This is a genomic window from Nonlabens arenilitoris, assembly GCF_002954765.1.
Lineage (GTDB): Bacteria > Bacteroidota > Bacteroidia > Flavobacteriales > Flavobacteriaceae > Nonlabens > Nonlabens arenilitoris.
In genome coordinates, this window is the sequence record NZ_MTPW01000001.1 from 2,321,196 (window position 1) to 2,336,666 (window position 15,471).

General features: G+C 34.8%; 11 protein-coding genes. 4 read left to right on the plus strand and 7 right to left on the minus strand.

Annotation, left to right across the window (positions count from 1 at the left end):
- The first annotated feature begins 7 nt into the window (after positions 1-7).
- Positions 8-157, plus strand: a complete 150-nt coding sequence (locus tag BST92_RS15030) for a hypothetical protein (protein WP_170061739.1) — start codon at positions 8-10, stop codon at positions 155-157.
- A 132-nt stretch (positions 158-289) separates the two neighbouring features.
- A complete protein-coding gene (locus tag BST92_RS10270) occupies positions 290-1,933 on the plus strand; it encodes a SulP family inorganic anion transporter (RefSeq protein WP_105071365.1) in 1,644 nt (547 codons plus the stop codon).
- Between the two features lie 70 nt (positions 1,934-2,003).
- Here BST92_RS10270 and katG read toward each other — a convergent pair whose 3' ends face one another.
- From katG to BST92_RS10285, 3 genes are all read right to left on the minus strand, one after another.
- Entirely contained in the window at positions 2,004-4,244 is a 2,241-nt protein-coding gene (gene katG / locus BST92_RS10275; RefSeq protein ID WP_105071366.1) for a catalase/peroxidase HPI, read from the minus strand.
- A 146-nt stretch (positions 4,245-4,390) separates the two neighbouring features.
- Complete coding sequence (locus BST92_RS10280; protein WP_105071367.1) at positions 4,391-5,791, minus strand: aminotransferase class V-fold PLP-dependent enzyme; 1,401 nt, start codon at positions 5,789-5,791, stop codon at positions 4,391-4,393.
- A gap of 76 nt (positions 5,792-5,867) precedes the next feature.
- Positions 5,868-7,031 (minus strand): aspartyl protease family protein, encoded by a 1,164-nt coding sequence (locus tag BST92_RS10285; protein ID WP_105071368.1) that lies wholly within the window; start codon positions 7,029-7,031, stop codon positions 5,868-5,870.
- Positions 7,032-7,146: 115 nt separating this feature from the next.
- Here BST92_RS10285 and BST92_RS10290 point away from each other — a divergent pair, with 115 nt between their 5' ends.
- Positions 7,147-8,775 carry an acyl-CoA carboxylase subunit beta gene (locus BST92_RS10290; RefSeq protein ID WP_105071369.1) on the plus strand — a complete coding sequence of 543 codons (1,629 nt, stop codon included), beginning with the start codon at positions 7,147-7,149 and terminating at the stop codon, positions 8,773-8,775.
- Positions 8,776-8,858: 83 nt separating this feature from the next.
- On the opposite strand, the gene BST92_RS10295 is transcribed toward BST92_RS10290, so the two are convergent.
- The 3 genes from BST92_RS10295 to BST92_RS10305 all read right to left on the minus strand — a co-directional run bounded on the left by BST92_RS10295 (position 8,859) and on the right by BST92_RS10305 (position 12,327).
- Entirely contained in the window at positions 8,859-10,790 is a 1,932-nt protein-coding gene (locus BST92_RS10295) for a T9SS type A sorting domain-containing protein (RefSeq protein ID WP_105071370.1), read from the minus strand.
- 66 nt (positions 10,791-10,856) lie between these two features.
- The gene (locus BST92_RS10300) at positions 10,857-11,549 is read right to left on the minus strand and encodes a response regulator transcription factor (protein ID WP_211292475.1); all 693 of its coding nucleotides are present in this window, start codon (positions 11,547-11,549) and stop codon (positions 10,857-10,859) included.
- A gap of 4 nt (positions 11,550-11,553) precedes the next feature.
- Complete coding sequence (locus BST92_RS10305; protein ID WP_105071371.1) at positions 11,554-12,327, minus strand: alpha/beta fold hydrolase; 774 nt, start codon at positions 12,325-12,327, stop codon at positions 11,554-11,556.
- A 91-nt stretch (positions 12,328-12,418) separates the two neighbouring features.
- On the opposite strand from BST92_RS10305, the gene BST92_RS10310 reads away from it, so the two are divergent.
- The gene (locus BST92_RS10310) at positions 12,419-14,404 is read left to right on the plus strand and encodes a DUF3352 domain-containing protein (protein WP_105071372.1); all 1,986 of its coding nucleotides are present in this window, start codon (positions 12,419-12,421) and stop codon (positions 14,402-14,404) included.
- A gap of 230 nt (positions 14,405-14,634) precedes the next feature.
- On the opposite strand, the gene pyrF is transcribed toward BST92_RS10310, so the two are convergent.
- Positions 14,635-15,444 carry an orotidine-5'-phosphate decarboxylase gene (pyrF, locus tag BST92_RS10315; RefSeq protein ID WP_105071373.1) on the minus strand — a complete coding sequence of 270 codons (810 nt, stop codon included), beginning with the start codon at positions 15,442-15,444 and terminating at the stop codon, positions 14,635-14,637.
- Between the last annotated feature and the right edge of the window lie 27 nt (positions 15,445-15,471).

The following is a 15,471-nucleotide window of genomic DNA, read 5'->3' on the forward strand; positions in this document are numbered from 1 at the left end:
ATACATTATGAAAAATCCCGTAAAATCATTATTCAACCTAATTGAAATTTTTAGAAAAAATGCTTATAAAAATCAATCTCCATTAATTGCTGAGAAGCATTGTGAAAACTTAAGCCTACACGATTATTACTGTGATCAGGATCATTTAGGTATTTAAGCTTCAATAATTCACTCGCAAATAATTAATAATTGAAGAACTCCATGAATTTATTCAATTCGCTTTCGCGAAAGCGTAATTCTCGATATTCTTTTTAAAGACGTATTTTTGCACGCTTAAAAATCAAGCATCATGCGTAAGATCTTCAATAACTTTACTAAAAATCCAAAAGACGATATTCTTTCAGGAATCACCGTTTCTCTAGCAATGATACCAGAAGTGGTAGCATTTGCTTTTGTAATAGGTATTGATCCCTTAGTAGCTCTTTCTGGAGCTTTTATGATAGGTTTGATTACAGCTCTTTTTGGCGGTAGACCAGGATTGATATCTGGTGCAGCTGGTGCTGTTGCAGTAATTTTTGCAGATTTAATTATTGAAGGTCACGAGAAAGGTCTTGCCATGGAAGTGCCTGTGGATAATATGCAATATATCTACCTGTTTGCTGCTGTAATTTTAATGGGTATTATTCAAGTTCTAGCTGGTGTTTTTAAAGTAGGGAAGTTTGTGCGATTAATTCCACATCCTGTAATGATGGGATTTGTTAATGGTCTGGCTATTGTGATATTCTGGGCACAGGTAAAAATGTTTAGAAATAGAACTGCTGTTGTTGATGAGAATGGTGTGACTGATTATGTCGCAAGTTATATGGAAGGATCACAGCTATATATCATGATAGGTCTAGTTGCGCTTACAATGGCGATTGTATTTTTATTACCTAAACTAACTAAAAAAATACCTGCAGCTTTAACGGCTATTATTGTGGTTACGGCTATCGTTATACTAGGCGATATAGAAGGAGTGAGTACGGTAGGTTCTTATATTAGAGATGGTGGTGGAACTGGTCTTAAGGGAGAATTACCAACCTTTAATACAGAGCTTTGGGAGAAGTTACCACTAGGTTTTGAAACTTTTAAATTCATATTGCCATATGCATTTCTCGCAGCAGCAGTAGGATTGATTGAATCCTTAATGACGATGAATCTAGTTGATGAACTGACAGAAACACGTGGTAGTGGTAATCGGGAATGTGTTGCGCAAGGAGCTGGTAACATAGTAAGTGGGCTTTTTGGAGGAACAGGTGGTTGTGGTATGATAGGACAGACTGTTATTAATATTAACGCTGGTGGACGTGGACGTCTAAGTGGTGTCATGATGTCTCTTACATTACTAGTCTTCTTACTTTTTACTGATCAGTACATTGAACAAGTGCCTATTGCAGCCTTAGTAGGAGTTATGTTTATGATGGTTATTGAGACTTTTGCTTGGTCTAGTTTTAGAATACTGGGTAAAATACCTAAGTCTGACGCTTTAGTTTTAATCATTGTATCTGTGGTAACGGTGGTGTTTGATCTTGCAATTGCCGTATTTGTAGGTGTAATTATATCAGCCTTAGTATTTGCATGGGAAAGTGCAAAACGTATTAGAGCGCGCAAGAGCCTTAAGGAAGATGGAACAAAGGTTTATGAAATTTGGGGTCCATTATTCTTTGGTTCAGTAACAGATTTTAATATGAAATTTGATCCTAAAAATGACCCAGATAAAGTTGAAATCGATTTTATAGAAGCTCGTGTACAAGATCATTCTGGTATAGAAGCTTTAAGAGGTGTTGCTAATAAGTACCTAGACCTAGGGAAAGAGATTAAATTAACTCATTTAAGTCCAGAATGTAAACAGCTATTGATCAAAAACAATCCTGAGTTTGAAACTATTATAGAAAGTAGTATTGAGGATCCTAGATATCATATTGCAACTGACTTATTAGATGCTGAGGATTAGTCAATTAAATAATTAATTAATAAAAAAGGTGGACTATATAGTCCACCTTTCTTATGCTAAGTTTTGATTGTTACTTTAAATCAAAACGATCTAGGTTCATCACTTTATTCCATGCAGCGATAAAGTCATTTATAAATTTAGTTTTACTATCGTTACTTGCATAAACTTCAGCAATAGCTCTCAACTCAGTGTTTGAACCAAATATAAGGTCGACACGTGTACCAGTCCATTTTAAGTCACCAGTTTTGCGATCACGGCCTTCAAATAATAAATCTGCAGATGACTTAGATCGCCATTTAGTACTTAAATCTAAAACATTGATAAAATAATCGTTAGTTAAGTGACCTGGACGATCTGTGAATACTCCATAGTTAGAGTGGTCATAGTTAGTGTCCATAGCTCTTAATCCACCTATTAATACTGTCATTTCTGGTACAGAAAGGCTCAATAGATTTGCTTTATCGATAAGTAGATCTTCCCCAGCGGCTTTTTGTTCACTACCTAAGAAGTTTCTAAATCCGTCTGCACGAGGCTCGAGATAAGTGAACGATTCAACATCAGTTTGCTCTTGTGTGGCATCAGCTCTTCCTGCGGTAAATGGTACGGTAACATTATGGCCAGCATCTTTTGCAGCTTTTTCAATAGCAGCATTTCCTCCTAGTACAATTAAGTCTGCCATTGATACTTGTTTATCACCTGTTTGTGCAACATTAAAATCATTTTGTACGGCAAATAAAGCATCTAGCACTTTATGTAATCGTTTAGGATTGTTTGCTTCCCATTGGTTTTGTGGCGCTAGTCTTATTCTTGCACCATTTGCGCCACCTCTTTTATCACTATCTCTATAAGTTGAAGCACTAGCCCATGCAACTGATATTAATTCTTGAACAGATAAGCCACTATCTAAAATTTGAGATTTCAGATGATTAATATCTTCATCATTAATTAACTCATGTGTGACAGTAGGAATTGGGTCTTGCCAAAGTTCTTCTTTCTCTGGTATATCGTTACCTAGATATCTAGTTGTAGGTCCCATATCTCTATGTGTTAATTTGAACCACGCTTTTGCGAAAGCATCTTCAAACTCATCTGGATTATCTCTAAAGTGTTTAGAAATTTTAAGATATTCTGGGTCTGTTTTTAAGGCAATATCTGCAGTGGACATCATAAGATCCTGACGTTTAGAAGAATCACCTGCCATAGGAGCTTGATCTGCATTTGAGGCATCAGTAGGTCTCCATTGATGCGCACCAGCTGGACTTTTTGTAAGTTCCCATTCATAATCTAGCAATACTCTAAAATAATCGTGATCCCAACGATCTGGATGAGGTGTCCATGCACCTTCTAGACCACTAGTAGTGGTGTCATCGCCATGTCCTTTACCATAAGTACTGTTCCATCCTGTACTCATTTCTTCAATACGAGCACCAGCTGGTTCTGGTCCCATATATTTATCTGGGTCTGAGGCACCATGTGCCTTACCAAAGGTATGTCCACCAGCAATCAAGGCAACCGTTTCATAGTCGTTCATAGCCATACGGCCAAAGGTTTCTCTAATATCGTGCGCACTACCTATAGGGTCTGGTTTCCCGTTAGGACCTTCGGGATTTACATAAATTAATCCCATATGTGCAGCACCTAGCATACCTTCTAGTTCGCCATTCTCATATCGAGCGTCATTACCTAACCATTCTGTCTCGCTACCCCAATAAATGTCTTGCTCTGGTTCCCATATGTCTTCACGACCACCGGCAAAGCCTAATTTTTTTAATCCCATAGATTCCATAGCAACATTACCAGTAAGAATCATTAGATCTGCCCACGAGATGCTTTTTCCATATTTCTGTTTTATAGGCCATAATAGCAATCTAGCTTTATCTAGGTTACCATTATCTGGCCAGCTATTTAAAGGTGCAAATCGCTGACTACCAGAACACGATCCACCACGACCATCACCTACACGATAGGTACCAGCACTGTGCCATGCCATTCTTACAAAAAAGCCTCCATAATGGCCAAAATCTGCTGGCCACCAGTCTTGTGAGTCTGTCATAAGATCAGTAAGATCTTTTCTTAAGGCATCCATATCTAGACTATTAAATGCTTCTACATAATCAAAGTCAGGATCCATCGGGTCAGATTGCGGTGCGTTCTGACGTAGCACATTTAACCGTAATTGATTAGGCCACCAGTCTTTATTGCGAGTACCGCGACCGGCTGTATTTGCAGTTGCAGCTCCCATAAAAGGGCATTTTGAAGAGGCATCAGAATTATTGATGTCCCATACTTTAGTATTATTAGAGGAATCCATATGTAGAATATTTAAATTAGATTTTGGTTAAAATTAGGTATTAGATCAGTTTCTTTTTGTGCTTGTATATTTTTTATGACTACATCATTATAAGTAAAAACTATTAAAGTTAAATTATCAATATCTTTTTCTAATTACTTAAATGATTAGTTACAATCAAATTCATCTCTGACTGATTTGACAAATTGAATGTAATGCTCGAGATCTTTTTGAATAGTAGCGATGCCCACAGACACTCGAGTTGCACCGCGCATATTCTTTAATTTTTTTACAAGGTTATTACGATTGCTGTCATCAACCGCATAAAATTCGTTCTCTATTCCATCGTTTGTGATATGATTATTGAGTTCATCAATTCCAGGATTACAGAAACAGCCAGATCTAAGTGATATATTCATGGCATTTGCCTTTTCTTCTACATCATAAACCGAAATTAATGCACCGTCTGGTTTAAAGAAATTCATGATTATGGTGCCACCTGTGGTTTCTCGACACGATGGACCAAATAAATGTATAAACCTAGAGCCGTCCTTGTAATATATGTTTTTAAGTGATTGATATAAGTATTTTGTCATAGAGGTAACGCGCTCATTAATACGTTGCATGCCTATGTCAAGAATGTAGTCCAGTCCTATGGTCACTGCTGGAATATCTAAATAATTAATTGTACCATTTTCAAAACGTTCATAATCATCTGCTAGAAAGTAAAATGGATTACTGACACTGGCATACTGAACTGTGCCACCGGCAAACCATTTTTTATCCAGTTTATGAAAGGCACATTTTTTAACTAATAAGCAACCGATCCCTGTAGGATACCCAAAGATTTTGTAAAACGATACAGTGACAAATTCTGGTTGATATTCTTTTAAATTTAAATGGCTACTAGGGACATATGCTGCTGCATCTAGACAAACATCCCAGCCGTTTTCTTGAGCTGTATTTATCCATTCTAGATCATGTTTTATACCAGAGACGTTAGACTGTGCCGGGTAAGTGAAAAGTTTATTTTTCTTTTCAACATATTGTTGCAAATTATCTTTAAGATGCTGGCTACTTATGGTAAGATCTTCATAGTTAAGAGGTGCATAGCTATAGCTGCCACCTTGCTTGCTGCAATACTCTCGCATGCCGTGTACGCTGTTATGATTGTCTGCAATCATAAGTAGATGACTATCCTTACTATGAGAATAACATTCTCCTATGATCTTTAAGGCTCCACTAGCATTTTGTGTAAAAATACAATGATAGTCATCACTCGCATTAAAGAATGCTAAGACTTTATCTCGAGCTTCTTGAACTAATTGAGTTGCTAGCAAACTAGAAGGATTTCCAGAGTGTGGATTACCTAAAACGTGATTAAGCAATAAAGAGTGATGCTTATCGATTTGCGATTGAGCATATAAATTACCACCAGTATAATCTAGATAAGTATGTTGTTGATTGCATAGACGCGAGTATTCTTTGCGTCTTAAATCGTTAAAATAAGTATCATGTAGTAAAGTGGGTTTTTGGGCTGTTTGTTCTTTATATAGGCTGGTTAACATGACGTATGTTAATGGTTAGTTTCCAATGTCTTGCCTAAGTTAAGAAAATTAAATGAAGGTATTCAATATGTTTATTTTAATCTATTAACTTCTTACGTTTTAAAGTTGTTTTATATTCTTTATTATGTCGCAAGTAAGTAATCTCTAGTACTTCTAATTCTTCTAGATCAAGGGTATTATATACCTCGCAAGCAGTTTGGTCGGTAAGCGATCTCAAATTATGCTCATTAATATTTAATAATTGATCACCTATCTGTAGATCAATCTCAATATCTTTAATTAGTGCCACAACTATAGCTTTATTTTCTTTAAACCTAGTTTGAAAACCAAAAGCGCTTTTTTCTGCCTTTTCAAATTCTTTTAGTTTGTTGAGGTAAATGATATTAGAAGACCAGTCTATAATCACATCATGCTTATTCATAAAATCATTTCCTATCAAACTTCCGTGATCTAGTTCTACAATTTGTTGCCCCATTTTAATCGAGCCTATCTTTAAACTATCTGTCTTTATCGTTCTAGTAGACGTAGAGTCTTTAACATTATAAAGACCGACGCTAGAACTACCATACTTTACATACCCTATGGATTCTTTAAAATCTGCAATATCACTATCCACATCTATATGGCCTGCAAATCCTGTATCAAAAGTGAAACTTGTTTTGACACCATTAACAAAGCCTATGACATAAGGTGTTTTTTGTGCACTCGTATAAAACTGTAAACTGTCACGATAACTTGATATATCAAAGTTATCTAGTTGATCTGTGATGGTGATTTCTTTATTCTGATAATCAAATTTCCAAAATGATTTTGCCATTTGATTAGCGCCTATTATTCCATCGATTTCCATGCAGTTAAATTCAAATACATCACGCAGGTCAGCAACTATGGCTCCTATGTCATAATATAGCAGGTTGCCAATTTTTATTTCAGGCACAATAACTACCTCTTGATTATTGGACTGCCCTTGTGAGTCTTTCACATTTGTGTTGTGAGCAGAATCTACATTTAAATCTCTATAAATTTGATTAGAAATAACGGTAGGTGCGCCAGTATCTACCAGAAAAGTATAAGTCTTATGATTAATTACAACATCTATTAATGCAAAATTATAATCATAATTAAATTTGATGACTTCAGAATAATCATTAGTTGCAATCGATCCACCGTTAAGTGTTTTAGATATACCACGGCAAGAGATGATAAAAAGAATCATTAATAAATAGAGTAGTCTTTTCATGATGGTAAGTTAGATTTTAAAGATAGGGCTAGTTAAGATTACGCTTTCGCGAAAGCGTAATAATTCACATTTTTCTAACATCTAAAATCGCTATTTTTGAGCAAACATTCATTACATGGACATTAACTTCAATAAAAACGAAGATCACAATAAGTTACTACTTTCAGATTTAAAACGCAGACTTGCTGACGTGCATTTAGGTGGCGGTAAAAAGCGTATTGAAAAATTGCATGCCAAAGGTAAGATGACAGCTAGAGAACGTATTGATTATCTAGTCGATAATCCAGAGGATTGCATAGAAATAGCAGCGTTTGCAGGTGATGGAATGTATAAAGAGCATGGTGGTTGCCCTAGTGGTGGCGTGGTGATAAAGATAGGATATGTAAAAGGTAGACAGGTTATGGTGGTGGCAAATGATGCTACTGTAAAAGCCGGCGCATGGTTCCCTATTACAGGAAAAAAGAACTTGAGAGCACAAGAAATTGCCATGGAAAATAGATTGCCTATTATCTATCTGGTAGATAGTGCTGGTGTGTATTTACCTATGCAGGATGAGATTTTTCCAGATAAAGAACATTTCGGTCGCATATTTAGAAATAATGCAGTGATGAGCAGTATGGGAATTACCCAAATAGCTGCCGTTATGGGTAGTTGTGTGGCTGGTGGTGCTTATTTACCTATTATGAGTGATGAAGCACTTATAGTAGATAAAACAGGTAGTATTTTCCTTGCTGGTTCTTACCTCGTTAAAGCAGCGATAGGAGAAAGTATAGATAATGAAACTTTAGGTGGTGCAACGACGCATTGCGAGATTAGCGGTGTTACAGACTATAAAGCAGCAGACGATAAAGATGCGCTGGATAAAATCAAAAACATCATCGATAAAATAGGTGATTATGATCGTGCCGGTTTCAGTCGAGTAGAAGCGGTAAAACCAGCGCTGGATCCAGAAGAATTATTTGGTGTATTGCCTAGAGAACGATCTGCTCAATATGACATGATGGATATCATCAACAGAGTTGTAGATGCCGATACTTTTGAAGCTTATAAAGATGGCTATGGTCAAACTATTATTACTGGTTATGCACGTATAGATGGTTGGGCAGTAGGAATAGTGGCTAACCAGCGCAAGATTGTAAAAACGAAGAAAGGTGAGATGCAGTTCGGTGGTGTGATCTACAGCGATAGTGCTGATAAGGCCACTCGTTTTATAGCCAACTGTAACCAGAAAAAAATACCGCTGGTGTTTTTACAAGACGTTACTGGCTTTATGGTAGGATCTAAGTCGGAACATGGTGGTATTATTAAAGATGGAGCAAAAATGGTAAATGCCGTTTCAAATTCTGTGGTTCCTAAATTCACTATCGTGATAGGAAATAGCTACGGAGCTGGAAATTATGCCATGTGTGGTAAAGCTTATGACCCTAGATTAATAGCCGCTTGGCCTAGTGCAGAGCTAGCAGTAATGAGTGGAAATAGTGCCGCAAAAGTACTGATGCAAATAGAAAAAGCTTCTCTAGAAAAATCAGGTAAAAAACTGACTGAAGAAGAAGAAAAAGAACTGTTTGCTAAAACTAAAGATCGTTATGATGAGCAAGTATCACCATATTATGCAGCATCCAGAATATGGACTGATGGCGTTATAGATCCACGAGATACACGCAAGTGGATTTCTATGGGAATTGAAGCGGCAGATCATGCGCCTATCACAAAGGACTTTAACTTAGGCGTTATACAGACGTAATTAAATTAATAACACAACAAAAATAAAGCTCCAAAATCATTCTTGATTTTGGAGCTTTATTTTTTATAGAAAAAGAATAGATGTTAGTTCTTAAAGAAGTTTTTAGCACTTCTACCATTGTTAGTATCAATGATCAGTAAATATTGTCCTTTACTTAGGTTTTCAATATTAAGTATATACTTGTCACTTTGGTTTTCCAACTGTATACGCTTGATGTTTTTACCAGTGATATCATATATGCCTATCGCTTCTATAGATGAGTTAATAGTACTGATATTTACTAAATCTTGTGAAGGATTAGGGAATAGTTCCACATCGACCTCTATGTCAACTATACTGGCTGTTGCGCAATTCATATTAAATGAAGCTGTGGCATCGATATTAGTTACAAAATTACTATTCATATAGGTTATGTCAGATACTTCAATACAAGTGAGGCCAGTATTGTTAAGAGCATTAAAATTCCATAAATTTTCATTGGTAGGGTCTGTTGGGTCATTTGGAGCTAGCAGACCGTTAGCGCCGTTATTTAAATTTAGTTGGGTTAATTGATTGTTATTTACGTCGATAAATGTGAGTAAAGCATTTGAAGATAAATCTAATTGACCTAGGCTATTATCTCTCGTTACTAGAAATTTTAGAGCGCTATTCATAGACAGGTCTACATTGCTTAAATTGTTGTTATTTAAATAAATGCCTTCGAGTAAAACATTCTGACTAAAGTCTATTGTACCTAATAGATTGTTTGTGAAACCAACTTCAATTAAGTTAATATTACTATTAATATTTACTGCGGTAAGTTCACTATTATCCCAAAAAAGAGATTCTACACTACCCAGAAGACTGAAATCTGGATTTGTTATTCTACTACCAACGTTGATTAGTTCTATAAGGTTTGAGTTGTTGGTAAAATCAATCGATGTTATTGGGTAGTCAGTAGTAGTGCGATCAAAATTACTTGAACCAAATCTTAAATATTCTAATTGTGGATTTAAGGTAATATCAATACCTGTTAGTAGTGGACAGGATAGTAATTCTAGACGTTCTAATAAAGAGTTTTGACTGACATCAATAGATGTCAATTGATTTGCAAATGCAAGTCTTAAGGTTCTTAAGTTAGGGTTATTATTGGTATTTATACTGGAGTAGGTTCCTCCTATGGCATCTAGAAATTCAAGGTTGGTAGCTCCGGAAATGTCAATATTCTGTAAGCTAAAATTAAAAATAAAGCTGGCATAAGTTATTGAATTTGTAGAACTCATGTCCACTGTAGTAATAGAATTATTACCTAGATTCACAAAGCGAGCATTATTTACTAGTTGAGAGTTAAATGTAGCTATGGAATTATCATTTGCTCTTAACGTGTCTAGAGCAACAAAAGCCTCTAAACCAGTTAAGTCACTAATCCCTTTATTAGATATGTCTAAAGTATTAACGGCACTTACATTTGCACTATCTAGAAAATTATCTAATATCGTATCATAACCTAAAGTGATTAGTTCTTGTTCAAAATTATCATCAGGTATTACCGTTTGTCCTGCAGGGACATTTACTTTGATTAAGTTAAATGTGGCTTGAGCGGTCGGAATCCCACAAGCTGCCATGGTGTTTTCTGTATAATTTATAGTAAAATTATTATCACCACTAGTGATACTCCATAAAGAATTGTTGCCGGCACTAGCTTCATCATAGATGATATTAGGAGCAGTAGTACATTGTAGATTTGTGTCTAATAAAGGAACAGCTATTTCATTATTTGATAAATCTAAAACTACCGAAACCGTTGCACCATTAAACTCAGGTAGTAATTGAATTGTAAATACTCTTTCATTAGGTGTGTTTCCGACTGAAATATAAACATCTGTTTCATTAAAGTTAGAAGCGGTGAAAGCAGAACCTACTCCAGTAGTCCCGTTGGTAAGTTGATATAAGCCAACCATAAAATCATTAGGTTGAGCTGTCATCAAAGAAATATTGAGCACAAACCCGATTATAATAAGTAATTTAATTTTCATAATATGTAGTTTGGTCAAAACTACAATCACAACCTAATGTATAAAATACCCTATTTGGGGTATATTTTATAATAGTTCAAGAGCTAAAGAAATTTTGACAATTTCAGTAATTTTTGATACATCAAGTTTTCTATAAATATTCTTTCTATGGGTATGGACACTATGCTTAGAAATAATAAGAATTTCGCTTATTTCTTGATTAGATTTTCCTTTTGCGATAAGCTTTATGATTTCTTTTTCCCTTTTAGTTAAGGTTTGAAATCGTTGCCATTGTAGAAGAGATTTTTCTCCCCATGGAATTATTTGTTTCAGCACTTTTTCTAATCCACTTTGTTGATGTGGAAAAAAAGTAGTGTTGAGACTTAAAGTTTCATTCAATAATATCTTATTTGTGAAATAAGTCACCATTTTACCATTCATTGACACACATTGTAAATAGTCGCTAACTTCATCAAAGTCATTTCTAAAATTTAGAATTTTAGCCTTGTTGATAGCGTTTTTGTATAAATGAGGATTTGATATGGACGGTAAATACTCTATTCCAATTTCATAAAGCAATTCCATTTCTTGACCGTAACTAAAAAACACATCGGCAAAAACTTCATATTCTAAGGTAACTCTATCATTAACATAAACCGGTTGAGGTAGAAAATCTACTATCGCGTTAAAACTATTTCTATCATTTTGAAATAAGTGTTTTAACCTAAAGGCAAGATGTTGTGATTGGACGCGGTACTCATTCTCGGTAAATAGATTCATTTCTCTATTGTAAATGAGGTTTAAAAACGTCTCTGGCAAGTTGATTGATTATAGTGGACATCTCTTCAGGTAGCTCTAAAGTTGGGTAATGGCCACAGTTTTCTAGCTCAATATAACTAGTGTTGTGTGATGATTCTTGAACTACCTTTTTCAAATATTCTTTGTTTACTGATGGATCATTCGAGCCACTTACAATTACCTTAGGACATTTTAAATTTATAAAAGATTTATGTTGATCTGACCAGTTACCATTAAATAAATCTTCAGCCGTCGCAGATCTCACTTTGGGATTAGAATTTTTAAAATCGTTGACTATTTGTTCTGTGAATTTTTGCTCATATACCGTTACAGATGCGGCACTTACTATTTCTTCATCAGTAGAATTCTCTTTTAAAAAGGTTTGTAATGCTTCTACAGGTAAAAAAGCTTCTTCAAAATTAATAGGCTTTTTAACTGGTGGTGCACTAAAAATAATCAACCCTTTAAGTTCCTTTATTTGATGTGCTATTTCCATAGCAATATGACCGCCTAAACTATTACCGGCCAGTAATATAGGTTTCCCATAACTATTTATAAGTGATAATAGCTTTTGTTTATAAAACGATAGGCTGAAATCAGTGTTATCATCTGGATTCTCGTTAATTTCGTGTCCAGAAAGCGTAGGGATTAGAACTGAGTTATTTAATTTTAAATCTTTAAAAACTTTAGATGAAGATGAGTTTCCGTGAAGTAAAACGATGATATTTTCGTCATCTGAGCTGATAAATGTACTTTTCATAAAACGTAGGTTCCTCAAATTAAGTCAATTTAATTTTCTTACAAAAGAAACCGATTGATTAATTTTAGTTAACTTCTTAATTCATAATATTTTGACATTAAAAAAAATCATTTATATCATCATTATTGCGATGATAGCCTTTCTAGGTTATCAAGCCGTAACCTTTTTTGCGCTAGAAGAAGATAAAATCAACTCGGTGTATTTGATACCGAGTGATGCGATATTTATCATGGAATTTGATGAGCCGCTGGAGAATATGGAAACTCTTTCTAAAAGTGCTCTATGGGATCATTTACAAACCAATGAGCAAATCCATGAAATGTCAGCCAAAGTCAATGCGTTAGACTCTCTTTTTCAACAAAAAACAGACCTTTTAAAAATGATAGGTGAACGTGACATTCTTCTATCCGCTCATATGATTAAAAAAGATGATTATGCATTTCTCTATGTAGTGGATATGGATAAGTTATCGAGATTAGGTGTTATTAAAAATAATATTAATCAATTACTCAATAAGGATTTTAAAGTAACTAAACGGCTATATAAAAACACAGAAATTACTGAAGTCACTGACTTAGAGACCTATGAAATATTAAATATTGCATTTATTAAGAATCAAATGGTCGCTTCCTACACGCACTCGCTGGTTGAGAAATCTATTGATGAGTATGAGAAGCCGCAAATAGGAAGGGATTTACAATTCTTAGAAATCCAAAAAGAGCTCAAAAAGAAAGGTCTATTCCGTTTATATCTCAACCACAAGGAACTCTCTGATTATTATAAAGTATTTTCTAATGAGCCCAGTACAATTGTTCAATCATTAGAGGATAACTTTAACTACTCTGGATTTTATATTGATGAGGATGATGATCGTTTATTAACTGCGGCAGGTTATTCTAGTGGAAATGAAGTCATGGATGCTCTTATAAAGGCGCTCGATGACTCAGGCACTGGATCTGTAGACGCCGTATCTATATTACCTCAAGAGACAGCACTTTATATGAGTTTTGGGTTTGATGATTTTTCAAAATTGCATCACTCGTTTTATGATCTATTGGATTCTACACAGCCGGTTATGGTCAAAGAATATGTTTTAGGTAAAGAAAAAATAGAAAATCTGATAGACATTAATTTAGAAAAGGATTTTTACAGCTGGATTGATGATGAGATCGCTTTCGCGAAAGCGGATTTTCCACATCTTAGCGAGAAAGATGGTCTAGCTATAGCATTTAAAACTAAAGATGTAGATGAGAGTAAGACAAAATTAAAGTTTATTGAAAACCAAATTAAAAAAACCACACCTGTTAAATTTCAGACGGTAGATTATAAAGGATATGACATACATTATTTAAATATTAAAGGGTTCTTTAAATTGATCTTAGGATCTCTTTTTGAGAATATTGAAAAACCTTATTACACTTTTATTGATGATTATGTCATATTCAGTAATTCGCCAGTAACCTTAAAATTATATGTAGACGCTTTTGAGGCAAATACAACACTAATGACAGATGAGTATTTTAGAGATTTCATAGATGAATTTAGTAATACTAGCAATGTTTTCCTTTATGTAGATACTAATAAACTTGCTCATGCATCCCAATCTTATTTGAATACTGATTCTAAAAATCAACTTAAAAATAATGAGACTTTCTTTTCCCAATTTACCCAATTAGGTCTAGAATTTAAAGCAGACGATGATCACTTTATAACTAAAGCGGTTGTCCATTATGATGCAGATTATGACATAGAAGCTCAGCGTTTAGAACAACAAACAGAAGGAGTGCCGTTTTCAGTATTAAAAATTAATAAGGAAGAAATTAATAAGGAAACAATTTTTAACGTTCCTGAGATTTTCCCTAGTGATTTTACAGCAAATAGCTATGAAACTAAATTCAATAATGGAAAATTAGAAATGAAAGTATACTTGAAAGATGGTATGCCTCACGGACGCTATAAACTTTATTACTATAATGGAGAATTAAAAATCTCTGGTCGTTTTAATAAAGGTGAAAAAACAGGAACCTGGAGAGCTTACACGCGAGACGGGAAATTGTTTCATAAGGAGCGGTTTTAATGTTTAAGCTTGGTCCATTGTGCATTTCACGCTAAATTTATTTCAGCGTCTCCATATATAGAGAGATAGATTTATTGCCTATTATAATCATAGAATTTCATCACCGGCAGATTCTGAGATAAACTCAGAATGACAAATTGAAAAATATAGAATAGCTCCTTCCTTTGAGGCTCGCCTGCCGATAGGTACGGGAAGGCTGGGATGGGTGTTTTACTAAAGATTTAAATTATCTACAACAATCCAGCCATTTCCTGTTGTAATTCCAGTGCTTTAGCACGTGCGGCTTGAGCAAAATCACTCTCTACTGATGCATAAATAATACCTCTAGAGGAATTCACTAATAAACCTACTTGGTCATTTTTACCATATTTAACAACCTCGCTTAAAGAACCACCTTGTGCTCCTACACCAGGTACTAATAAAAAAGCATCTGGTACAATAGCTCTAATGTTACTTAGATATTCAGCTTTTGTAGCGCCTACAACATACATTAAACGCTCGCTGTGCTGGTATTGAGAAGCTGTTTTCAACACTTCTTGATATAATGGCTTTCCATCAACTGATTTAGTTTGGAAATCTGCACTTCCTGCATTGGAAGTTAGTGCTAGTAGAATAGCAAACTTATCCTCAAAATCTAGAAAGGGTTCTACAGAATCCTTACCCATATATGGGGCAATAGTTACACTATCAAAGTTTAGGTCTTCATAAAAAGCCTTTGCATATCTAGTAGAGGTATTGCCTATATCACCACGTTTAGCATCGGCTATGGTAAAGTGGTCAGGATAATTCTCGTTAAGATAATTAATAGTTTTTTCCAGTGCTTGCCAGCCTTTCACACCATAAGCTTCAAAGAATGCTGTGTTAGGTTTATAAGCCACACACAAATCATGAGTAGCGTCTATAATCGCCTTTGCAAATGCAAAAATAGGATCTTCTTCCTGTAATAAATGAGCTGGTATTTTCTCTAAATCAATATCGAGACCTACGCATAGGAATGACTTTTTTTCTTGAATTTGCTGGGTAAGTTTATGTAAGGTCATTTTAAGAATTCAAGTTCAACTTCAAGT

Excerpts from the sequence above, each read along its gene's own strand:
- BST92_RS15030 (WP_170061739.1), top strand. The coding sequence starts at position 8 with ATGAAAAATCCCGTAAAATCATTATTCAACCTAATTGAAATTTTTAGA.
- BST92_RS10270 (WP_105071365.1), top strand. The coding sequence starts at position 290 with ATGCGTAAGATCTTCAATAACTTTACTAAAAATCCAAAAGACGATATT.
- katG (WP_105071366.1), bottom strand. The coding sequence starts at position 4,244 with ATGGATTCCTCTAATAATACTAAAGTATGGGACATCAATAATTCTGAT.
- BST92_RS10280 (WP_105071367.1), bottom strand. The coding sequence starts at position 5,791 with ATGTTAACCAGCCTATATAAAGAACAAACAGCCCAAAAACCCACTTTA.
- BST92_RS10285 (WP_105071368.1), bottom strand. The coding sequence starts at position 7,031 with ATGAAAAGACTACTCTATTTATTAATGATTCTTTTTATCATCTCTTGC.
- BST92_RS10290 (WP_105071369.1), top strand. The coding sequence starts at position 7,147 with ATGGACATTAACTTCAATAAAAACGAAGATCACAATAAGTTACTACTT.
- BST92_RS10295 (WP_105071370.1), bottom strand. The coding sequence starts at position 10,790 with ATGAAAATTAAATTACTTATTATAATCGGGTTTGTGCTCAATATTTCT.
- BST92_RS10300 (WP_211292475.1), bottom strand. The coding sequence starts at position 11,549 with ATGAATCTATTTACCGAGAATGAGTACCGCGTCCAATCACAACATCTT.
- BST92_RS10305 (WP_105071371.1), bottom strand. The coding sequence starts at position 12,327 with ATGAAAAGTACATTTATCAGCTCAGATGACGAAAATATCATCGTTTTA.
- pyrF (WP_105071373.1), bottom strand. The coding sequence starts at position 15,444 with ATGACCTTACATAAACTTACCCAGCAAATTCAAGAAAAAAAGTCATTC.